A 22,430-nucleotide genomic window follows, 5' to 3' on the forward strand; every position below is an offset into this window, starting at 1 on the left:
TAAAATTATTCGATGGAGCCTGACGGATGCAGCTCGATTCTCCCCTAAAACCCCTCTCTCAAGATAAAACAAATGCCAGCAGCCTATGGCTTTCGGCCAAACCGATGCTGTTGCCTACACCTGCGCTTGATTTTGCCGACGAACAGACAGCGCGACACAGCCTACGTGATTACTTCCTGAATACCTTTGATACCTATGAGCAGTTATTTGAATGCCTCAAGCATGAAGATGCTTTTTTTATCAAGCCAATTAATTTGCGTCATCCGCTGATTTTTTATTTTGGTCATACCGCGACTTTTTTTGTCAATAAACTGCTGCTGAGCAAACTCATTACTGAACGTCTGAATCCGCATTTTGAAAGTATTTTTGCGATCGGGGTTGATGAAATGAGTTGGGATGATCTGGATGAAGTGCATTATGACTGGCCGACTGTGCAGGCAGTCCGGGATTATCGACATCAGGTACGCGCGCTGATTCTGAACATTGTTGAGCATGCCCCGCTGAATCTGCCCTTAAACTGGCACAATCCGTGGTGGACGCTGATTATGGGCATCGAACATGAACGGATTCATCTGGAAACGTCATCGGTGCTGATTCGTCAGCATGCTTTAGAACATGTACACCAGCATCCGCAGTGGCGTGCCAATATCATTACCGGCATTGCCCCGGAAAATAGTTTGATTGCTGTGCCTGAAGGCCAGGTACATCTACAGAAAGATTTTAACCATCCTTTTTATGGCTGGGACAATGAATACGGCCAGCATGAAGCCGAAGTTGCAGCCTTTGAAGCTGCAAAATATCTGGTGTCGAATCAGGAGTTTCTGGCCTTTGTCGAAGCAGATGGCTACCAGACCGGACACTACTGGAGTGAAGAAGGCTTAGGCTGGCTACAATTTTCACAAGCGACTCATCCGTGTTTTTGGCGCAAGACTGAACTCGGCTGGTCATTGCGCCTGATGCTGGAAGAAGTCCCCATGCCCTGGGATTGGCCGGTAGACGTAAATTATCATGAAGCCAAAGCCTTTTGTCAGTGGAAATCGCAACAGCTTGAAAAAACCATTCGTTTCCCGACTGAGGATGAATGGTATCGCCTGTATGCGGTTTCAGACCTGGATCCAGATTTACCCAGTCCTGAACAGGCCAATATCGAATTGAAATATGGCACCAGTTCCTGCCCGGTCGATCATTTTCAGCAGGGCGATTTCTATGATATTCAGGGCAATGTCTGGCAATGGACTGAAACGCCAATCTATCCGTTTCATGGCTTTCAGGTGCATCCTCTTTATGATGATTTTAGCACCCCGACCTTTGATGGACGGCATAATATTATTAAAGGTGGCTCCTGGATTTCAGCAGGCAATGAAGCCCTGCACAGTTCACGTTATGCTTTTAGACGGCATTTCTTTCAACACGCTGGCTTCCGCTATGTCGCCTCTGATCAAGCCTTGCAACAGTTTCCTTCACAGTATGAAAGTGACCAGTTGGTGTCTCAATATCTGGAGTTTCAGTACGGCGCCGAATACTTTGGCATCGCCAATTTTGCCAAAACATTGGTGCAGCTGGCACAGCCGTATTTCCGGGAAACTGCATGTAAAAGTGCTCTGGATATTGGCTGTGCTACTGGCCGCGCCAGCTTTGAACTGACACACTATTTTGATCAGGTCACCGGTCTGGATTTTTCTGCACGCTTTATTCAGCAAGCCGTCTTTCTGGCCCAAGGTCACCGAATCCGTTATCAGCTCCCCGTAGAAGGTGAATTAAGCGAAGAGAAAATCTGCTCGCTTAAGGATTTCGCTTTGGATCGGCTTGCCTCTAAAGTGGAATTTTTTCAGGCCGATGCCTGTAATCTGAAAGCACATTTTATTGGCTATGATTTTATTCTGGCGGCCAATCTAATTGACCGGCTGCATCATCCCAAAGACTTTTTGATGCAGATCCATCAACGGATAAATATGGGTGGAATTCTACTGCTCAGTTCGCCTTATACCTGGCTGGAAGAACATACTGCACGTGATGAATGGCTGGGCGGGTTCAAGCAGGCAGACAGAGAGGTCACTACGCTAGAGGGTATCTCGGAAATATTAAAGGCTCATTTTGAGCTGGTGACCCAGCCTCAGGATGTGCCTTTTGTTATTCGTGAAACCGCCAGAAAATATCAACATAGCTTGTCGCAAGTCAGCATCTGGCGACGCACTCACTAAAGCCTTCAAGCTAAAAAAGCCAATCATTCGATTGGCTTTTATTTCATCCTTCACTGGTTGAGTTTTCATGCAGGGATTCATTGAGTTGATCCACCACAATGGCCCATGAACCATCAGATGCAATTTTTTCGGTTAGAAACTGACGTTGTGCTTCTGACCAGTACGGTGCATCGAGTAAAGTCAGATCTTTATGCAGTTGATGTTCGTGAATAAACTTTTCAATGCCTTCCTGAGTGGCATCCAAGCCAAGCTGCTGAAACAGATGTGTCATACGCGGTCGAACGTGAGTCATAGCATTACACCTCAAACTTTTCCATTATTTTCATGTCCTGTTTTTTGAGCATAACATGTCCGAGGCAAGCGGACTGTGAAAAAACATTAACACTTATATTGAATTCGGGCAGATAAAAAAGCACAACCGAAGTTGTGCTGGATCAATCAGATGGATAAAATGCAATCAGTTAAATCGACCAGTCCTGTATATTCCAGCCCTGCGCTTTGGCTAAAACTTCAAGGCGGTCATCCGGATTCACTGCAATGGCATGATCGGCATATTCCAGCAAGAAACGGTCATTAATCGAATCTGAATAGGCCCAAGACTCGGTCACATCGCGACCTTGCAGCCACTGTTCCAGACGCACCAGCTTGCCTTGTTGATAACACGCGGTATTGATCACTTTTCCGGTATATTTGCCATCGAGTACTTCAGCATTGGTGGCAATAATTTCAGTAATGCCGAATTCACGAAAAATTGGTGCAGTAATAAAATCCGAAGTCGCGGTAATTCCGACCAGAGCATGACCGGCGTCTTTATGCCGTTGAATGGCCTTAAAACCTTCTGGACGCATTTGCGGGCGAATCACCTTTTGCATAAACAGCTGGTGCAACTCGGTTAAATAAGCATGCTCATGTTGGGTCAGAAACTGGAACACAAATTCATTATAGGCATAGGGGTCTAACTGACCTTTTTTATAGTCGTCATAGAACTTGTCATTCATGGCACGATGCTGCACCGGATCGACCAGGCCCTCGCTGACCAGAAACTCTCCCCAAGAATGATCCGAATCCGTGTTTAACAAGGTGTGATCGAGATCAAATAGCGCCAATTTCATGAAAATACTCGTAAAAACTGAAATTTAAGAAAAAAATTGTAAATCTATCTCCGCTAGTCGATAGAAATTCGTTAAGATCATAGCAATTTTAACATTTTTAAACTTTGCTTTTTTCGAGTTGGATAAAGAAATAACGCTCCCCGATGGCAAAGGTATAAATTAAACAATTTTTAGGTAGCCAAATGATCGACTCTGAGGGTTTCCGACCAAATGTCGGGATCATTTTGGCAAACGATGCTGGACAAGTTTTATGGGCAAAACGCATTGGTCATAATGCATGGCAATTTCCACAAGGAGGTATCCAATATGGAGAAACCCCTGAGCAGGCACTCTATCGTGAGCTGAGAGAAGAAGTTGGCTTATTGCCCGAACACGTCCAGATCATCGCGCAAACCAAAGGCTGGTTGCGCTATCGTTTGCCGCATCGATACATACGACCGGACTCCGATCCGGTGTGCATCGGTCAAAAACAAAAGTGGTTTTTACTCAAACTCACGGCCCCCGTTCAGCATATTCAGTTGAATCTGTCTGATCCGCCGGAATTTGATCAATGGCAATGGGTCAGTTACTGGTATCCATTAGGTCAAGTCGTGAATTTCAAACGTGATGTTTATCGCAAAGCCCTGGTGGAGTTGTGTCAGCAGCTACCCCAGCAAAAACCTTAAAAAATCGCATAAATCATGCAGATTTTTTGGTCGGCTATTGTTATAAATAAACGTATCACTGAAATTCTGAATAGACGGAGCAGACCTTATGTCGAATATGCAACTGGACACGTTGAGACGTATTGTTCAAGAGATCAATGCATCTGCCAGTTTGCATGAATCCCTCGATATCATGGTCAAGCATGTCGCGGACGCCATGCATGTCGATGTCTGCTCTATTTACCTTCTGGATGAACGTAACCAGCGTTATCTGCTGATGGCTTCCAAGGGCCTGAAGGCTGAGTCTGTAGGTCACGTATCGTTACAGACTGGCGAAGGTTTGGTGGGTCTGGTCGGCCAGCGTGAAGAAATTGTCAATCTGGACAATGCACCCAAACATGAACGCTTCCTGTTCCTGCCTGAAACCGGTGAAGAGCTGTATAACTCTTTTCTGGGCGTCCCGGTGATGTACCGCCGTAAGGTAATGGGTGTGCTGGTGGTTCAGAATAAAGAATCTCAGGATTTCTCTGAAGCCGCCGAATCATTTCTGGTCACACTGTGCGCGCAGCTCTCTGGCGTGATTGCCCATGCCCATGCGGTGGGCAATATTGATGTCTTCCGCAAGCCAAATAACCTGCCTGCCTATAAAACCTTTCAGGGTGTGTCCGGTTCAGGCGGGATTGCTCTGGGTCGTGCCGTGATTCTCTACCCGCCAGCAGATCTGGCCGCCGTTCCCGATCGTGAAGCCGATGACATCAGCGAAGAACTACAATTATTAGACAGCGCCCTCAACTCCGTCCGTGAAGAAATCCAGTCGCTCGATGACAAGATGCAGGATGCGCTGATGGCCGAAGAACGCGCCCTCTTTAGCGTATTCTTGCGGATGCTGGATGAAAATGCCCTGCCGGCAGAAATCAAGGCGCTCATTCGCGAAGGCCATTGGGCACAGGGTGCAGTGCGCATCGTGATTGATAGTCATGTGGCACAGTTTGCCCAGATGCAGGATGATTATTTACGTGAACGGGTGGCAGACTTAAAAGACTTGGGCCGCCGTATTCTGGCGCGTTTACAGGAAGCTGATGCCAGTCATCGTGAGCTGACCGATGAGAGTATTCTGATAGGGGAAGAGATTTCCACTGCAGCTCTGGTTGAACTGCCAGTGGATAAAATTGCTGCGATTGTCACCACTGAAGGTGCCATGAACTCGCATATGGTAATTGTGGCACGTGCCCTCGGCATTCCGACTGTGGTCGGTGTGACTGAACTGCCAATTAATACCCTGGATGATGTAGAAATGATCGTTGATGCGCATCAAGGCCGGGTCTTCATCAATCCGCCACGGCGTTTGCGCAGTCGCTATAAAGAAATTCAAAAAGAAGAAGAACAGATCGCCAAAGATCTGCGTCAGTACGAAACCAAAGATGCGATTACCCCAGATGGGGTAGCGGTAAAACTATACGTCAACACCGGCCTGATGATCGATGTGGTCCGTGGCGTGCAACGTGGTGCCAAAGGCGTTGGTTTATACCGTTCTGAAATTCCATTTATGCTACGCGACCGCTTCCCGGGCGAAGAAGAACAGCGCGCGATTTATCGCCAGCAACTCACTCACTTTGCCAATAAACCGGTAGTGATGCGTACCCTGGACATTGGGGCAGACAAAGACCTGCCGTATTTCTCGATTGAAGAAGAAAATTCGGCACTGGGCTGGCGTGGCATTCGTTTTACCCTGGACCATCCAGAAATTTTTTCTTCACAAATTCGCGCCATGCTTAAAGCCAGTATCGGACTGAATAACCTGCATATTCTGTTGCCGATGGTGACCAGTGTCAGTGAGGTTGAAGAAGCCCTCTATTTACTGGAACGTGATCATGCGGCGATTCAGGAAGAAGAACAGGTCAAAGTGAACAAGCCAAAACTCGGCATCATGGTGGAAGTGCCGAGTGTGCTGCATCAGATTGATGAGTTTTCCGAACTGGTCGATTTCTTCTCGGTTGGCTCTAACGATTTGACTCAATATCTTTTGGCAGTCGATCGCAATAATCCGCGGGTTGCCAATGTCTATTCACATTTACATCCTGCCGTACTGCGTGCCCTGACCCGTCTGGTGCAGGACTGTCATCGTAATGAAAAACCGGTCAGTATCTGCGGTGAAATGGCAGGTGATCCGCTGTCTGCGGTTTTGCTCATGGCCATGGGCTTTAATACCCTGTCAATGAGTTCGAGTAATATCCTGAAGGTACGTAAAACCATTTGTCACGTGCCGATGAGTGATGCACAGGAATTGCTACAGCATGTGTTAAAAATGGACAATCCACTGATGGTAAAAAGCTGGCTGGAATATTATTTCAGAACCCATGGTTTGGGTGATATGGTGAAATCAGCCACGCGTATGGTGAGTGCCTAATCCGGGACTTTTCCAGTCCCTCGACGAGTGTAGAGGTGGTTATGGAATTTCTGGTTATCCTGTTCATGCTCATTGCGGTGTTCTATATTGTTATTATTGCACCTGCCTTGCGGGCCCGGAAAAATGCGGATTATTCCGGTTCATCTTATACACGTCCTGCCAGCGGCTATGCCGATCGGCCTAAAATGTCCCCTCTATTGGGCATCGAAATTTCAGCATCCCAGCGACGGCGTTTAGGCCGAAATGATCCCTCTGTGATAGCGGCCAAACTCTATCGTCAGCAAAAAGATCAATTTGCCAGTTTTCAGCAGGCCAGAACTGAACCTCACCCTGCACATTATGGACAGCCAAATCAGGGAAGACTGAATCAATTATTTAATGATTTTATACGAGATGAGCCAACAAATTCATCGCGGCGCTCCACTCAAAATACACAAAATCGTAGCAACCGCCCCGTTGCCCCGCTCTCTCCACTTGGAACCAACCCCAAACAGCCAACGCGTCATCCTCAACCACCTTACAGATCTTAAGCTGCCATTAAAAAAGGGCGATCTTCCATGGAATATCGCCCTTGTCTGTGCTTGTTGTAGCCACGTTTTGCATTTTTCTTTCGGTCTACAAAAACCTGACTTTTGTTGACTTCATGCATGTGTTTTGCCACAAAATTATGGATCACCACATGCTCGACTGTTTTCTTCTTGGCCATGTTGTACTTTCGCCTTTTAACTAGATTTCAGTGAGTTTCCACGCGAGTGGGAAAATAATGATACGCCATTTTGGACAATTTTCAAGCATATTTGCCAATGCTTTTTTTAAAAATAAAGACCATTTAAGCAGGATATTCTGTATTACAAAAATGAGTGCTATGGCCGGAAAACATGCTGATTACATTCAGCATTTCATGATGTTTTTCACACAGACAAAACCTGATCAAAAAAGCATTTAAAATAAATCAGTTATAATATTTATTTTAAACAGCACGATTCATCTATTAGTTTGATCCTTGGATAAAAACATATGAGGGACTTGAAGATTGTTATTTTCGTTTAATCCGATTCATTATTTGAGTTATCTAAAATATAGAGAATTTGATATTGTCAAAGAGTAGAAAACCGGCTACTTTTAAAAAGTAACCATTTAATTTTCAATATTTTAGACTTTATTAACTTTAAAAATATTTTTTGAGTGACATCACTCAATTATATCCTGTGAATTCCACTTTGTGCGCTAACAGTATTTATATCAAGATATTGAAAATAGAGTAAAACCTGATGCCCTTCGCAGATAACTCAATATTTTATAAATACTGGATAAACGCTACAAGATATTCAAAAATTGGAGAGGAAAAATGAGCCAAGATTTTAAAAAATGCCCTGTTACCCACCTGACCACTGAAGCGGGTGCGCCTGTGGTCGACAACCAGAACAGTATGACGGCAGGTGCGCGTGGACCTTTACTCGCTCAGGATTTATGGCTGAATGAAAAACTGGCCAACTTTGTCCGTGAAGTGATTCCAGAGCGTCGTATGCACGCCAAAGGTTCAGGTGCTTTTGGAACCTTTACCGTGACCAACGATATTACCCAATATACCCGCGCAAAAATTTTCTCGGAAGTGGGCAAGAAAACCGACATGTTTGCGCGTTTCTCGACCGTCGCAGGTGAACGTGGTGCGGCCGATGCAGAACGTGATATCCGTGGTTTTGCCCTGAAATTTTATACTGAAGAAGGCAACTGGGATCTGGTCGGCAATAACACCCCGGTATTTTTCCTGCGGGATGCGCGCAAGTTTCCAGATCTGAACAAAGCCGTTAAACGCGACCCGAAAACCAACAAGCGCAGTGCCACCAATAACTGGGATTTCTGGACGCTGCTGCCTGAAGCCTTGCATCAGGTGACCATTGTCATGTCGGATCGTGGTATTCCAGACGGTTATCGTCACATGCATGGTTTTGGCAGCCATACCTTTAGCTTTATCAATGCCAATAATGAACGCTTCTGGGTGAAATTCCATATGCGTACCCAGCAAGGCATCCAGAACCTCACCGATGCTGAAGCTGAAGCATTAATCGCTAAAGACCGTGAAAGTAGCCAGACTGACCTGTTTGATGCCATCGAACGTGGTGATTATCCAAAATGGAAAATGTATGTCCAGGTGATGCCGGAACTGGAAGCTGAAAGCGTTCCTTATCATCCATTTGACCTGACCAAAGTCTGGCCGAAAGGTGATTATCCACTGATTGAAGTCGGTGAGTTCGAACTGAACCGCAATCCGGAAAACTATTTCCAGGATGTGGAACAGGCGGCTTTTGCACCAAGCAATCTGGTACCGGGCATCAGCTACTCGCCGGACCGGATGTTACAAGCACGTTTATTTAACTATGCCGATGCCGCGCGTTACCGTGTCGGCGTGAATCACTCACAGGTTCCGGTCAATGCTGCACGCTGTCCGGTCAATTCTAACCGTCGTGATGGTCAGGGTCGTATGGATGGCAACTACGGTTCCTTGCCACATTATGAGCCGAACAGTTTCAGCCAATGGCAGGAGCAACCGGAATTCAGAGAGCCACCACTAAAAATCACCGGTGCTGCCGATTTCTGGGATTTTCGTGAAGATGATAACGATTACTTCAGCCAGCCACGTGCCCTGTTCAACCTGATGAATGATGAACAAAAGCAGGCCTTGTTTAATAACACGGCTGGCGCGATGGGTGATGCACTAGATTTCATTAAATACCGTCACATCCGCAATTGTTATAGTTGCGATCCGGCCTATGGCGAAGGCGTGGCACAAGCACTCGGCATGACAGTGGCAGATGCACAGGCTGCTCGTGAAACCGATCCAGCCAAAGGCTTAGCCAGCTTGCTTTAAGCTGCCTTAGCGATATATAAAAAACCACCCTCGGGTGGTTTTTTAGTGTGATATCAAGCAGTATACAAATAATACGTCACTAGAAAAAATATAACGATGAGCAAAGATATTGAAGACATCATTCAACAACACGACATCATTTTATTTGATGCTGTTTGTGTGATCTGTAATGGCTGGGCACGTTTCTTGATTAAATACGATAACAAGATACAGTTTAAACTGGTCTCTGCCCAATCCCCTTTAGGTGTTGCCCTGCTCGAGCATTACCAGATGTCCACTGCACATTACAGCACGATGCTCGTCATCCAAGCTGGCACACTTTATACCGAATCCACTGCCCTGTTAAAAGTCATGCAGCATCTCGGTTTTCCGTTGAATTTAATGAGTACAGGCTATTTAGTGCCGCGTTTTATCCGCGACTTTCTGTATCGTGGTGTTGCTTTAAAGCGCTACCAACTATTTGGTAAAACTGATTATTGCCTGATTCCATCTAGCGAAAATAATCACCATTTTCTGGAAAATGCTATTCGTGAATTCTGAGCCTGTTTTCACCCAAACACTTCGCAACATTCAGCTAAGCTTGGCAATGCGCTGATTCTATCAAGGACTGATTCCAAAAATACTGTTTCAGTCCCCTGCTGAAATCACAATCTGGCAAAACCTGGGCTTTGAGCGGGTACTGGCCAAAGTCTTGGTTGGATTTTCTGGCATAGGTGAAATGCTGTTTGGCTGATGCTTTCTGTGCTTGCCATTCAACTCATCAAGCAAGAACAGCGTGAAGCCATTAGACAATAATCCGTTTGCCTTCATGTACGCAGTAAAACGGATTAATCAGCTTGGAAGAATGTTTGATAATTTCATGCAATTCATGCTCTGGTGCATCCCGATCTTCATCAGTGAGCTGGAAAGTACGGTAATGAATCGCCAGTGAGCATTTGGCCTGCAAGTCCTGATGTGCATGAAATGCATCTTCCGGATTCATATGAATCGCACGCATCAGTGCACGCGGCTCATAGGCACCGATGGGCAGCAAGGCAATTCGGGGCGCACCCAGACGCTTGCGAACCTCTTTAAAATGCGAGGCATAACCACTATCTCCGGCAAAGAAACAATGTTCCTGACCATGCAATAAGGAAAAGCCACCCCACAAAGCACAATTCTGATCACGCATACCGCGCCCCGAGGCATGCTGTGCCGGCGTATAGACAATGCGGATTTCTTCAAAGAAGGCATTTTCCCACCAGTCCATCTCATGCACGGTATAGTGCTTTGGCAAATACCAGGCATTGCCCAGTCCGGTATAAATTGGCATTTCAAATGTGCTATGCAACCATTCCAGTGTGGCCAGATCCATATGATCATAGTGGTTATGGCTGAGCAACACAGCATCAATATGTGGCAGTTCATCTAGCGCAATACCGGCAGGAATGACCCGCTGCGGGCCGGTAGAGGCTGAAGGACTGGCATATTCAGCCCAGACCGGATCGGTCAGGAAATTATAAGGCCCGATTTGAATGAGCACAGTGGCGTGACCAATAAACCAGATTTGCCAGTCATCTAAAGGCGCATCGGGACGCTGCTGTGGCAATGCACGCGGTCGCGCAAAAAACTCGGCACGTTCCTCGTCAAGATTGACATTCCAGGTCTTGGACTTCCGGGTAATGAGCCATTTATATAAATCGAAGCGACCGCGCGATAAAGTCGCATGTTCAAGATTACGAAACTGTTTGCCGTCGAAATGCGCTGAATGCAGATACTCGAATACTGGTTTAGACCAGAGATGTTTCCAACTGGATTCCGTGATTAACTGGAATTTTTTAGTTTTGAGAAGATCTTGCATAAACATCCACTATTTATTATTCGCTATATGCAAGACAGCAACCTCTTGAACTGTTCAAGCGGTGTATCTTTTAATTAGCATACAAACTAAAAACAGGCACACGCCAACATAGTATGAAATCCGTCACAGAAAATCATGTATGTTTTTGTTATTTTTAGCAAAAAAAGTACATTTCATCGGCCTTTTGACGGGTTGAATCCTTGGATGATCGAGCAAAAAATTGCTCATGCCTTTCTGTCTAAAAATACAAAATGATACAAAGCCCTCACCCTGCTCATTTTGGTATTCGCTTCAAATAACTTGATTTAAGCTTAGGGGCAGTAAACCTGTCAGCAGGGTTAATCTACAAAAAATTAGGGCAATAAAAAAGGGCTTTCGCCCTTTTAATTTTGATGGTTCTAAGGCTTGGAAAAATACTGCTCGCGCCACTCTTTCCAAAAGTACATCACGATCCCGAACATCACCACAGCAATACCGGCAAAAGCATGAGAGCTGATGATTTCATGGTTTAAGGTCGCTCCTAATACCAAAGCGATCACCGGTGTCATCACATTACTCAAGGAAACTGTCGAGGCATTTAAACGGCGAATCAGCCAGAAATAACACAACATGGCCACGATGGATGACAAAATCATGGTGAACAGGAAGCCAATGATGGCATGGGTACTCGGCATCTGTGTCGGGAAATGCTGCCAGATAAACGGCACTAAAATGAGTGAACCGGCCGCGGAAACCAGCAATGAACCTGTCGCTTGCGACATCGGGCTCAACGGTGCACTAATCTGTTTCACCCAGAAAATCGAGCTGATATAGGACACCATACTGATCAGCATCAGCACCACACCCCAAGGATTGACCTTGCTGTCGGCTGAATCGGCAAACACAAAACACAATCCCGCGACAGCCACCGCCATGCCCAGCCATTGCAGCCAGATCAGTTTATGGGTCTTTAAAATCACATGACCGATTAAACCGGCAATCAAGGGCGAGAAACCAAAGATCAGCGCCATCAAACCTGAGGTCAGATAGTTGGCAGCCAGATAAATAAATAACTGTGCACCTATTAAATTCAAACTGCCTGCCAGATAGCTTTTCAATGAGGTGCTGTCGAAAGGCAATGGGTCACGCATAACCTTCAGCAGAAACAGCGCAATGATTGAAGCACCGAAATAGCGAATAATGAGCACCCACATCGGGTGAATCTCGGCCACGCTCCAGACAATCGCGAGCGGTGTTGCCGCCCAGATCAGCACCAGCAAGGCATAAATGCTTGCCGTGACCACCATGGGAGATGAATTTGAATTCATAAAAGACTCAATTAAAGTTAATCAGAAAGAATTGAACTAACTTCTCGTTCAAATCCACAATCGACAATACTGATTGCGGCATGGATGCCGCCGCTAAACTGGGATATATGGACATATCCTCAGTTTAGAAAAAGATTTTTGTCACCTTGCGCCATGTATGGCTCATCTCTCAAAAGTGAGGCATTACCTACGCAAAGTAATACAAACCAAAACTGAAACTTGAGGTAGTGATCATATAGAGAGTATTCGATAAACATAAAAAAACAGACCTATGCAAAACATAGATCTGTTCCAAGATATCTCAATACAACTTAAGCAATTTTGCGTAAGTCTTGTGCCAGATCCAAATGTTTTTCAGCTTCAAAAGCCGTATTCTTGCTGATCATTTTTTTCAGATGACGCATTTCTTTGGCCGCATTGACGGTAATACCGGCAACGATTTGACCATCTGTCACACCATACATCACAAATGAATTGTCTGCGCCTTTGGCTGCATCCATGTCGCCACGAACCAGCCATTGGGTCGCTGCCATATCACCGACAAACTGGAAGTTGATATTCAGCTGATCGGTCCAGAACCAGGCCGGATTGGCTTTTGGATGTTCCACCCCCATCACGTGACGCGCAAAAATGCCTGCCTGAAGATTGGCATTTTCCCAAGTCTCGACACGGCGGAATTCGCCGTCTTCACGAAGTTGTGTCGCGACATCGCCTGCTGCATAAATATCGGCATTTGAAGTCTGGCAGTTTTCATTGACCTTGATCGCTAGATCAGCATCTAAACCGGCTGCAATGGCAAGCTGTGCGTTTGGCACAATTCCGATTCCATAAACTACAGCATCAGCACGTAACTCTTCGCCATCAGCTAAAGTCACCACAATTTCTTCACCATCTAAACGGCAAGCTGCAACTTGAGTATTTAAGCGAACATCTACGCCTGCCAGACGATGTTGTTCAAGCAGAAATTCACTTAAAATACGCGGTGAACAACGACCCATTACCATTGGTCCCTGCTCAAGCACAGTCACCTGACAGTCTTTGTAACGCGCAGAGGATGCCAGTTCAAGACCGATCACACCGCCACCGATCAGCAGAATACGTTGACCTGCTTGCAATACAGGAACCAAGGCTTGTGAATCTTCAAGGTTACGAAGCGTATAAACATGTTTGCCCAAAGCATCGAAGTTTGGCAGACGGCGCGCGGCACCGCCTGTTGCGAGAAGCAATTTGTCATAAGCAACAACATCACCATTTTGAAGTTCAACCGTTTTCGCGGTCGCGTTGATTTGAGTCACGCCATTGCCACGAATGGTGGTCACGCCAAGTTCAGCCAGTTTTTCTGCTGACAGAATTTCAATCTTGGTGTCCTCAGGTTTTAGAATCACGTCTTTCGACAGTGGCGGACGCTCATAAGGAAGATGCGTTTCATCACCAATCAGAATGATTTTACCTGCGTACTTGTTGCCACGAAGTTCTAAAATCGCGCTTGCACCTGCCTGGCCAGCCCCTACAATTACGATGGTTTCGATGTTGCTCATGTCAATTAACCTTTTAACTCTGCAGATACGATGCCGAAGCCCGCAATCCATTCACTGATATCTTCATAGCAGTGTGTTGTCATGTCGTATTCGCCCATTTCGCTTAAGGCTGCAAATGCCGCCATCCAGGAACGGACTTCCTGACCACCACGACCGCCGTCACGACGAATTTCATCTTCTGTCATGGCTTCTAAGGTCGCAAAATCAGCGTTCTTGAAGGTTTCAAGCAGTGCACGATCCCATTCAGCATTTAAAGGAACTGCAACCGAAGTATCGCCTGCTGCCAGTTTCTGACCGACTGCAATGACTTTGCCCTGACGTGCTTCACGTGCTTCAGGCGTTGGATTACGACCTGCAATCAGGAATTCTTCTACTTGTGGTGGAACCGAACCCATTTGCGGTGTGGGTGGATCATGCGACAGACCGCCCGTACCCAGAACCAGTACGCGTTCGTTTTCAAGATTCAGTGACTTGATAAACTGACCGACCGCACGACCTAAAGCAATGGTACGCTTGGGGGTTGGCATCGGTGCTGCAGCGCCATTAATAAAAATTGGAATCGTTGGATAACGATCGAGTTTGCCGTCACACAGGAAGTGCAATGGCTGAGTCACCCCATGATCCGCCTGCATACGGTAAGAATATGCAACGTCGACACCTTCATCGAGTACACGTCGAACCAAACCTAATGCTTTGTCTTCAGGTACATCAATGTGATCATTGTCTTTACCATAATCCCAGTCACCCGCAGCTTTGGCACGAATACCGACACAGAAACTTGGCATCAGGTCATAGAAGAAACCATTAAAATGGTCAGGACCAAAGGTGATGATCAGAGTTGGGTCGTAAGCTTTTACTTCAGCAGAGAGTTTTTCAAAAGCATCACGAACGGCTTGTTCTTTACGCTTTTCCTGTGGTGAAGCAAATTCCATTAACGGACTGTGCGATGCACAAATAAGTTTAACGGCCATGAGAGACTCCAAAAAGGAAGACTTAAATCCTCCCCAACCCTCCTTTAAAAAGGAGGGAGATTTCCCCCTCTTTTATAAAGAGGGGTAAGGGGAGATTTTTAAAAGCAGATTTTTATTCGTCAAAGAAACCGGCACGGGGCTGACGTAAGCCACGAATTCCCAGACCGCATTCTGCATTGATCAGAACGCCAGTCAAAGGACGGTTATTTTGACGAGATGCCAAGAGTACGTATGAACCTGTCATATCTTCCGGTTCAGGCAAGAAATTCAGTGGCATACCACGTGCAATTTTCTCAGGATCACGTGCATCGAGCAGGCCAACATTTTCCTGACCAAGCGACGCTGCGCCTTTGATATTCACATTCATACCTGACGGTGCAACCGCATTCACTCGTACTTTAGGCGCAAGCTCATAGGCCAATTCTTTCATAATACCCACCCCTGCATGCTTAGATGCAGTATATACAGGGCCTCCGCCAGCGGAGTACAGTGCCGAATTAGACAAAGTAAATATGATAGAACCTTCAGAAGCGATCAATGCATCCAGTGCAGCCTTCGCGCCGAGAATGAGCGACTTGGTATTAATCCCCATAATCTCGTCAAAGGCTTTTTCCAGCTGCTCACCAGAGGTATTGACGATATCGGCATAATGATCCCAGATCCCGGCATTGCCGACGAAACAGTCGAGTTTGCCGAAACGCTCTACAGTGGCATTCACTGCACGAACGTTGTCTGCATAGCTGGCTACATCGCCTTCAATCGCAAGAACTTTACCGCCAAAGTGTTCGTTTAATGCCTCCACTTTTGCTTTTGAACGTTGAAGAACGGCAACTTGTGCACCCTCTTCCAGGAAACGTTCCACTAGCGCCCAGCCTAAGCCTGAACCACCACCGGTAATAAGTGCAACTTCGCCTTGTAGCCAACCCATGATTACTCTCCTGCCATCTCTACATATAATGCGCCGTCTTCAACCACTACTGGGAATGTTTGAATTGGATCAGTTGCTGGCAAGCAAAGTGCCTCACCTGTTTTCAAACAGAAACGTGCAGCATGAAGTGGACATTCCACTGTACCGTCGTCTTCCAGATAACCTTCAGACATAGACGCATTGCCGTGTGAACAGCGGTCGTTCATTGCGAAGAACTCACCACCGTTATTGAATACTGCCAATGCATCAATACCATTCACGCCGCAATCTACTTTTAGCGCTTCGCCTTCGTCTAATTCGTCAACTTGGCAAACAAAAATCTTATTCATTAGAAGAATACACTCAGGTTATGTGAGCTATAGGTCGCTTGATCCAGCATGATCCTACGGTTGAAGATCTGGAAGCCGAGGCCGCCTTCAACTTTACGGATCTTGTCATGGCGTTTACCGCAGTAAATGACAATGTCTTTCTCTTTTTGCGTACGATATAGCAAATAGGTTACATATACGTCGTATTCGCCTTCAACTTCAGCTGGCTCTACGATCACGTTGCTCACCATGTGAGTGGTACGTGATGGAGGCTCTTCAGCCCAAGCCATACCGGTTTCAAGACGTGCGACACGACGCTCTAAAAGGTCTTTGGTATCGTTGAATACCCAAGTCGTCGGTGGCTCAACTGAACGGCGACGGTCACGGGTTTGCGCGTTTGGTGTGGTACGTAGCGTATAAGAAATATCTTCAGCCAAGGTATCCAACCAATCGCGGAATTTCCAGTCGTCCAGCAATTTTGCTTCGCGATACAGGAACTGACTGATTTGATGATGAAGTTCTAAACTCACTTGACTCATTTCATAAGCTCCTTCTCGTATGCGTCAGCTGCTGCTTCAACGTCTTCCCATTTTTCATGGATCAATAAATCTGCCCAGCGGCGGTACATGCCACGTGCTGCAGTTTCAGAGAAAATATAGTTGGTGATCCCCGGAATACCGTCTTCACGGATTTTCTCGTTGCCTTTACCCATTTCCATAATGAGTTTGTTTTGACGGGCTTTATAACCACGTAAAACTTTCTGGATTTCGATCCAGTTTTCAGAGTCATCTTGCTCTAGGAAACCAGCTGGACCGAAAGCACGCGTTGCAGAACGTTCAAATGCTTCTTTCACTTCTTGTGATGCTTCAGCATCCGCAATACAGAATGCCCATACTTCAGTTTTGTTTGGACCACGTGGGTGCCATACACGAAGCGTTGCCGTACCGTTCAACCAAGACAAGGTCGGGAACATGGTGTTATGACCTGCAAGACGCAGGGCACGGACTTCACCTAAACGCTCTTTCACTTCTTCATAAGTTTCGCGGAAGTAGTTGGCTACTTCACCGTCGACCCATACGTTTGCATCTGGTTTCTCTGTAAAGAAGAAACCTGAACCGTGACCACGTGAACCGTACTGAAGTGCATCTTTAGCCGTTTCCCAAACTGGACGAGCCGTTTGTGCAGCACCAAGTTTTTTCGATGCTTCATCATCTGGTTTTGCGCCAAGGACTTGGATCGCAGATGCATGAGAGAACAAGGCATGATACTGGTCAGATGCAAACTGTTCCGCTGCAAATTTCCAGTTACACTCGATTTCCCATTTGTGTACACCACCGATAATTTCTGTACCACCTGGACGACGGTCAAGTACACCATCTAGATACCAGGCGATATCGCCCATGTATTCTTCAAGATCAGGTGTGGTTTCATCCCAACAAGCAAATACCAGGCCTTTGTAAGACTTGACACGATTCACTTCGACCAAGCCCCATTGCTCTTTACATGCACCTTGTGGGTAAGCACGTTCTTCAAGCGGAATGTCTTTTAAAGAACCGTCAATGCCATAAGACCAGCCGTGGTATGGGCAAGTGAATGCACGGGTATTACCACAGTCTGCGAAACTCACACGCATAGAACGGTGACGGCACTGGTTTAAGAATGCTTTGATTGAGCCATCTTTTTGACGTGCCACGATGATCGGATCTTCACCCATATAGGTATTGAAGAAGTCACCCGCCTTTGGAATCTGGCTTTCATGACAAAGGAACAACCAAGTACGGCCAAAAACGCGTTCAAGTTCTAATTCGTAAATATCTGGATCTGTATAGATAGATGGAGTGATACGCCCATTTTGTGCATCGACTAAAGCGTCGATTTCACGCACATCAATTTTTCCACTCATGAAAAGCTCTCCTGTGACCCATCAAGGCACAAAGTAAATAGACTCAATTCGAATGGATAATGGATTTTGGATTGATTTTGGGGAAATATTTTTTTTGTTTCAATTAATAGCTTTAAGCAATTATTCCACGTGCTTGTTCTGATATTAAAACATTAATAAATATCTCAAGAGTATTTACTTTCTAAATATCAAAATAACCTTCACGACATAGTTGTTTATAGATTATACTTCTATGAAATTATAGTAAGACATTTTTTGGATTACTCTTCGGGCTGATGACATGGAATTACGACACCTTCGCTACTTTATCACCGTTGCTGAAGAACTGAACTTTAGTAAGGCAGCACTTAAACTTTATACGGCTCAACCCTCACTTAGCCAGCAAATCAAAGACCTGGAAGAAGATGTCGGCGTCAAGCTACTCAACCGAACCAAACGTAAAGTGGAGCTGACCGAAGAAGGTGCCGTATTTCTGGAACAGGCGCGCCTGACCCTGGCACAAGCAGACAAGGCCGTTGCCATGGCACGTCAGGTGTCACAAGCCAAGCAGCAAATGCTACGGATTGGTTTTGTTCCGGTGGCCGAGATGAAAATCTTCCCGTATATCTTGCCAAATCTGCGTGTGCAAAATCCGGATTTAAAAATTGAATTGCTCAGCCTGAACAATAATGAACAAATGCGTCTGTTGAAAAAAGGTGATCTGGATCTGACTTTTACCCGTCATAACTTCAATAGTGATGAAATTGAAAGCCAGTTTGTAATTCGTGAGCCTTTGATTTTTATATTACCTAAAGATCACCCTCTGGCAAAATACGAAAGAATTCCTGTTAAAGCATTGAATGGTATTGATTTTATTATTCCATCAGCAGAGCAGTCCTTGACCCTGAACCAGGCTATTCTGGACTTTGCCAAAGCCAACGGCATTGAACTCAATATCGTGCAAAAGGCCGATAATATTTTATTTAATATCAACTCGATCGGAATGGGCCTAGGCTGTACCATTTTGCCTGGCTATATTGCACCACTAACCATGGATAATACCGTAATTCGCCCTCTGGACGTGGAACTGCCATATCTGGATCTGTATGTCAGTTACCACAAAAACAACAAATCCTATGCGGTAACCAAATTCCTTGAGCTATTAACCCGGGTGTTTTATCTGGACATTAACCGCGACGAACAGGACTAATGCCGCTCCATCCCCGATCAAGCATATGCCATTCAACTTTTGAGTGGCATGTGCTTTTTTGTTTTATCATTTTTTGCTAAAAAATTTATTTTAAATTCTATTTTTTGATAAAGGATCAATCTGTAGCTCCTTAATTGGTCGCCTGATCTAGGCTAATACTGCCTGTTTTTCACCCTAAACTCCCTTCATTTACAACTTAAGTCTAATAAAAGTTAAGTCAGTTTTTTCTCGGCTTAAATTTAATAACTTGCTAAAAATAATTAGATTTTTACATCAACCTATACAAATGAGAATCATATGCACTTAAATACATTCTGTTCAATATTTTGCCCACAAAAAAAGGATGACCGAAGCCATCCCTTTTTAAAACACGGTAAAATTATTTTACGCCGTGAACAGCAAGATAGTTTTTGATCACAGTATTGAATTCGTCTGCTTTCTCAACTTGAGACCAGTGACCACATTGGCTGAAGATGTGCGCATCAGCATTTGGAACCACATTCAGGATGTCCCAAGTACGTGATACTGGAATGACCACGTCTTGCGTACCATGAATCAATAACACTGGCACAGTAATATCTTTCATTTTTTCGAAATCAAGCGGGAATTCGAAACGGTCACGGTCACGTGCGCCAACTACATCCATCAAACGATTTGATGCATAGTCATTTGCAGCAGAAGCAAAGCGAACTTTAACCAGTTCATCCGTGATCAAGTCTTTATTTACCACAAACATTGACAAGGTTTTCTTGATGCCTTCTTCAGTCAACACCGGGTTTGCATGCGCTTTGAGTGCAGCAGTTTGTTTCGCACCGCCTGTCCCCATAGACACGATACCCAAAACACGCTCTGGATAATCCAGTGCCAACTGGAATGCCAACCAGCCACCTAAAGAGTTACCCACTAACCAGGTTTTTTCGATACCCAAAGCATCTAGCGTACGGATCGCATGATCCACCCAAGCACGGATACCATATTCAGTACCCGGCGCAACCACAGTTTGGCCATAACCAATGGTATCAATCGCGATACAACGTGCCTGCTCACCAATTTGTGGCAGGTTTAACCACCAGTTTGCCGCGGCCGATACACCTGTACCTGAACCATGTAAAAATAGAATAGGCGTACCTTCACCAATTTCGTGGTAATGGGTCAACTCGCCTTCAGCGGTTTCAATCCATTTGTCTTCTAAGCCAAAGAATGGATCTGTTTGATAGTCAGGGATTTGAACAGTGCTCATATTGCTTCCTCTTACAGTCTTTCGCTTGCGTGTCCCTCTATTTTCAAGAATTCGACGTCAAGTTGACTCATTAAAATGACTTGTGTACACCCTTATATTAACCGCTCAGCCGCAGCAAACTGATACAAAATTACGATTGCACCCTACAAAATAGATATAATTTAAGTGTTTGTTTTATATATTAATTTAAAAATAAAACCCTACTCAATCTAAGCCTTTAATGAAACAATGGAACGCTTAAACCAAAAAGCAGCCAGAAGACTGACTGCTTTTAAAATATACGGGTATTAGAATTTATGCGTATAAGTGGTGGCGACTCGGTATTCTTGCAGGTCTGGTTTTTCTGGATTGGCAAAATTCACATCAATATACATCGCCTGTACACCCAAACCTTTTAATTTACCTTCTGGCACAGTGTAGTTCACGATGGCATTCACTTCATCCGTATTGAAGTTCTGACCTTGATATTCCCCCGTACCTTTCTGATCATAACCTTTGAAATACACGGCAGTTGCGTTTAAGCCTTTTGCACCCATTTCAGAGAAGTCATAGCCATAAGAAACACTCCATGACTTTTCTTCTGGCGCGGTAAAGGTCGCTACCCCCCAGTTCGCCAGATAAGGCTGTGGCACCCAGCCACCCAATGTCGGGAATGCGCTATCACCAAACATTTGCTGGTAACCCACACCTACGCTATGTGCACCATGATTCACTTTTGCAGCGACAGATACAGCCTGGTTATCAATCTCACCATACAACTTGTCACCTGACTCCGAGTTATCGAAGTAACGGATGTGGCTATCTAATTTGGTTTTTTCACCGAGCGCAGTTTTGTAATTGACACCCAGATAATGCTGTTGATAAATGTCTTGAACATCGGCATACCAGTAACTAGCACCTACTTCTTTCGTGAGTTGGTGGTCTACACCTGCAATCCACATCCCATCAGATTCAGGACCTAAATCATAATGTCCTTTTGAAACACCATCCGGCAAAGTTTTACCTGGAGCAAATAAAGTTAAGTCACGGAACTGGTTATCATAACGGTTGTTAATACCATCAATATAAGCCAGAGTGAGTTTAGTATCTTTAAGGTCTTTAGACTCTAACCAGGCACCACTATAAGTCGTCAATAACTGACGGGATGGATCGAACACCAAGACTGGAGATACCGGCAATAACTCGCCGACTTTCAGTTCAGTTTGTGACACTTTGGCTTTTAAGGTCGCGCCGACTTTACCGAAATGGTCTTTTGATTCTTTGCCATCGTGCGGTAAAACCCAGTCCGGATTTTTATCACGGCCATTGAGTTTGACTGCATGTTGCACCAGCACATCAGCACCAACCTGCACACCACCACCGATATCGTGATAACCCGACTTGGCATCCAGAGTCACGCCTTGTGACCAAGAACCCCAGTTACGTGATGAAGCATCATCTTGATACTGGCGATCTAAATAGAAATTTTTAAATTTTAATTGCACATTACTATCGTCAATAAAATCTGCATTCGCTGCAGTTGTTCCTAAAGTTGCTATCGCAGCAAACATTGCTATCCATAAGTTTTGACGACGCATCATGAGTTCCCCATTTAACAGATAAAATCTATGTCGCCATCATGCGCAAGTCGATTTAAATAAAAAATCCGACCACAGTATTAAGATTTTCTGCTTTCATCGGCCGATATTTCAGACCTCTCCTCAAGCAACCAATCGCTTAGATTTTAAAACGATTAATTAAAATAAAAAATTGACCAGATATTTAATTCAAACTTTTGTTTCTTCTATTAATAAGAGTAAATTTTTTAAAATCTTTCAGCAGCCATTTTTTATTTATCGTTTTTATGTTTAAGGAAAATATAAAGCCAAAATAATCGCCCTACAATATTATCACTAAAACATCTCACCCCAGAGTTTTAATATATTAATCAGTCTCATTTAAAATAAAAAAGCACCCAATTTGGATGCTTTTTT

Annotated in this window: 20 protein-coding genes and 1 pseudogene; 8 read left to right on the forward strand and 13 right to left on the reverse strand. The window is 45.0% G+C overall.

Annotation, left to right across the window (positions count from 1 at the left end):
- Positions 1 to 26 precede the first annotated feature (26 nt).
- Positions 27 to 2,201: a 5-histidylcysteine sulfoxide synthase gene (gene ovoA / locus FTU45_RS03400; RefSeq protein WP_180075931.1), complete on the forward strand. Its 2,175-nt coding sequence runs from the start codon at positions 27 to 29 to the stop codon at positions 2,199 to 2,201.
- A gap of 43 nt (positions 2,202 to 2,244) precedes the next feature.
- Here the strand turns inward: ovoA and FTU45_RS03405 are convergent, their stop codons facing one another.
- Positions 2,245 to 2,493, reverse strand: a complete 249-nt coding sequence (locus FTU45_RS03405; RefSeq protein ID WP_005095458.1) for a DUF2789 family protein — start codon at positions 2,491 to 2,493, stop codon at positions 2,245 to 2,247.
- A 169-nt stretch (positions 2,494 to 2,662) separates the two neighbouring features.
- On the reverse strand, positions 2,663 to 3,313 hold the full coding sequence (locus FTU45_RS03410; RefSeq protein WP_005095456.1) for an HAD family phosphatase: 651 nt from the start codon (positions 3,311 to 3,313) through the stop codon (positions 2,663 to 2,665).
- Positions 3,314 to 3,495: 182 nt separating this feature from the next.
- Here FTU45_RS03410 and FTU45_RS03415 point away from each other — a divergent pair, with 182 nt between their 5' ends.
- From FTU45_RS03415 to FTU45_RS03425, 3 genes are all read left to right on the forward strand, one after another.
- Positions 3,496 to 3,978 carry an RNA pyrophosphohydrolase gene (locus FTU45_RS03415; protein ID WP_005095455.1) on the forward strand — a complete coding sequence of 161 codons (483 nt, stop codon included), beginning with the start codon at positions 3,496 to 3,498 and terminating at the stop codon, positions 3,976 to 3,978.
- Between the two features lie 88 nt (positions 3,979 to 4,066).
- Entirely contained in the window at positions 4,067 to 6,364 is a 2,298-nt protein-coding gene (gene ptsP, locus FTU45_RS03420; RefSeq protein ID WP_005172856.1) for a phosphoenolpyruvate--protein phosphotransferase, read from the forward strand.
- Between the two features lie 41 nt (positions 6,365 to 6,405).
- A complete protein-coding gene (locus tag FTU45_RS03425) occupies positions 6,406 to 6,894 on the forward strand; it encodes a hypothetical protein (protein ID WP_180039677.1) in 489 nt (162 codons plus the stop codon).
- On the opposite strand, the gene FTU45_RS03430 is transcribed toward FTU45_RS03425, so the two are convergent.
- Positions 6,891 to 7,070 carry a hypothetical protein gene (locus FTU45_RS03430; protein WP_005095450.1) on the reverse strand — a complete coding sequence of 60 codons (180 nt, stop codon included), beginning with the start codon at positions 7,068 to 7,070 and terminating at the stop codon, positions 6,891 to 6,893. The two genes, FTU45_RS03425 and FTU45_RS03430, sit on opposite strands and share 4 nt — an antisense overlap.
- 642 nt (positions 7,071 to 7,712) lie before the next feature.
- Between FTU45_RS03430 and FTU45_RS03435 the strand changes: the two genes are divergently transcribed.
- From FTU45_RS03435 to FTU45_RS15570, 3 genes and pseudogenes are all read left to right on the forward strand, one after another.
- Positions 7,713 to 9,233 (forward strand): catalase, encoded by a 1,521-nt coding sequence (locus tag FTU45_RS03435; protein WP_100534654.1) that lies wholly within the window; start codon positions 7,713 to 7,715, stop codon positions 9,231 to 9,233.
- 96 nt (positions 9,234 to 9,329) lie between these two features.
- Positions 9,330 to 9,773 (forward strand): thiol-disulfide oxidoreductase DCC family protein, encoded by a 444-nt coding sequence (locus FTU45_RS03440; RefSeq protein WP_180075932.1) that lies wholly within the window; start codon positions 9,330 to 9,332, stop codon positions 9,771 to 9,773.
- Positions 9,763 to 9,963, forward strand: a pseudogene (locus FTU45_RS15570) (DoxX-like family protein); the annotation flags it as partial. The gene FTU45_RS03440 and the pseudogene FTU45_RS15570, both read left to right, overlap by 11 nt.
- 54 nt (positions 9,964 to 10,017) lie before the next feature.
- Here FTU45_RS15570 and FTU45_RS03450 read toward each other — a convergent pair.
- The 8 genes from FTU45_RS03450 to hcaE all read right to left on the reverse strand — a co-directional run bounded on the left by FTU45_RS03450 (position 10,018) and on the right by hcaE (position 18,028).
- The gene (locus FTU45_RS03450; protein WP_180075933.1) at positions 10,018 to 11,073 is read right to left on the reverse strand and encodes an MBL fold metallo-hydrolase; all 1,056 of its coding nucleotides are present in this window, start codon (positions 11,071 to 11,073) and stop codon (positions 10,018 to 10,020) included.
- A 398-nt stretch (positions 11,074 to 11,471) separates the two neighbouring features.
- Entirely contained in the window at positions 11,472 to 12,380 is a 909-nt protein-coding gene (locus FTU45_RS03455; protein ID WP_180075934.1) for a DMT family transporter, read from the reverse strand.
- A 311-nt stretch (positions 12,381 to 12,691) separates the two neighbouring features.
- Positions 12,692 to 13,918: a 3-phenylpropionate/cinnamic acid dioxygenase ferredoxin--NAD(+) reductase subunit gene (gene hcaD, locus FTU45_RS03460; RefSeq protein WP_179999113.1), complete on the reverse strand. Its 1,227-nt coding sequence runs from the start codon at positions 13,916 to 13,918 to the stop codon at positions 12,692 to 12,694.
- 5 nt (positions 13,919 to 13,923) lie between these two features.
- Positions 13,924 to 14,889, reverse strand: a complete 966-nt coding sequence (locus tag FTU45_RS03465; RefSeq protein WP_074383973.1) for a 3-carboxyethylcatechol 2,3-dioxygenase — start codon at positions 14,887 to 14,889, stop codon at positions 13,924 to 13,926.
- 112 nt (positions 14,890 to 15,001) lie between these two features.
- Positions 15,002 to 15,817: a 3-phenylpropionate-dihydrodiol/cinnamic acid-dihydrodiol dehydrogenase gene (hcaB, locus tag FTU45_RS03470; protein ID WP_005095434.1), complete on the reverse strand. Its 816-nt coding sequence runs from the start codon at positions 15,815 to 15,817 to the stop codon at positions 15,002 to 15,004.
- A 2-nt stretch (positions 15,818 to 15,819) separates the two neighbouring features.
- Positions 15,820 to 16,146 carry a 3-phenylpropionate/cinnamic acid dioxygenase ferredoxin subunit gene (gene hcaC / locus FTU45_RS03475; RefSeq protein WP_005095433.1) on the reverse strand — a complete coding sequence of 109 codons (327 nt, stop codon included), beginning with the start codon at positions 16,144 to 16,146 and terminating at the stop codon, positions 15,820 to 15,822.
- On the reverse strand, positions 16,146 to 16,664 hold the full coding sequence (gene hcaF, locus FTU45_RS03480; protein WP_180071899.1) for a 3-phenylpropionate/cinnamic acid dioxygenase subunit beta: 519 nt from the start codon (positions 16,662 to 16,664) through the stop codon (positions 16,146 to 16,148). Before hcaF ends, hcaC begins: the two co-directional genes overlap by 1 nt.
- Positions 16,661 to 18,028: a 3-phenylpropionate/cinnamic acid dioxygenase subunit alpha gene (hcaE, locus tag FTU45_RS03485; protein ID WP_005095430.1), complete on the reverse strand. Its 1,368-nt coding sequence runs from the start codon at positions 18,026 to 18,028 to the stop codon at positions 16,661 to 16,663. The genes hcaF and hcaE overlap by 4 nt, the downstream gene beginning before the upstream one ends.
- A 280-nt stretch (positions 18,029 to 18,308) precedes the next feature.
- Between hcaE and hcaR the strand changes: the two genes are divergently transcribed.
- On the forward strand, positions 18,309 to 19,217 hold the full coding sequence (gene hcaR, locus FTU45_RS03490; RefSeq protein WP_180075935.1) for a DNA-binding transcriptional regulator HcaR: 909 nt from the start codon (positions 18,309 to 18,311) through the stop codon (positions 19,215 to 19,217).
- A gap of 379 nt (positions 19,218 to 19,596) precedes the next feature.
- On the opposite strand, the gene FTU45_RS03495 is transcribed toward hcaR, so the two are convergent.
- Entirely contained in the window at positions 19,597 to 20,457 is an 861-nt protein-coding gene (locus FTU45_RS03495; RefSeq protein ID WP_180075936.1) for an alpha/beta fold hydrolase, read from the reverse strand.
- A gap of 287 nt (positions 20,458 to 20,744) precedes the next feature.
- Positions 20,745 to 22,034: an OprD family outer membrane porin gene (locus FTU45_RS03500; RefSeq protein WP_180075961.1), complete on the reverse strand. Its 1,290-nt coding sequence runs from the start codon at positions 22,032 to 22,034 to the stop codon at positions 20,745 to 20,747.
- Positions 22,035 to 22,430: the final 396 nt, after the last annotated feature.

Origin of the sequence: Acinetobacter sp. YH12106 (genome assembly GCF_013418995.1) — a bacterium.
GTDB classification, from domain to species: domain Bacteria; phylum Pseudomonadota; class Gammaproteobacteria; order Pseudomonadales; family Moraxellaceae; genus Acinetobacter; species Acinetobacter pseudolwoffii.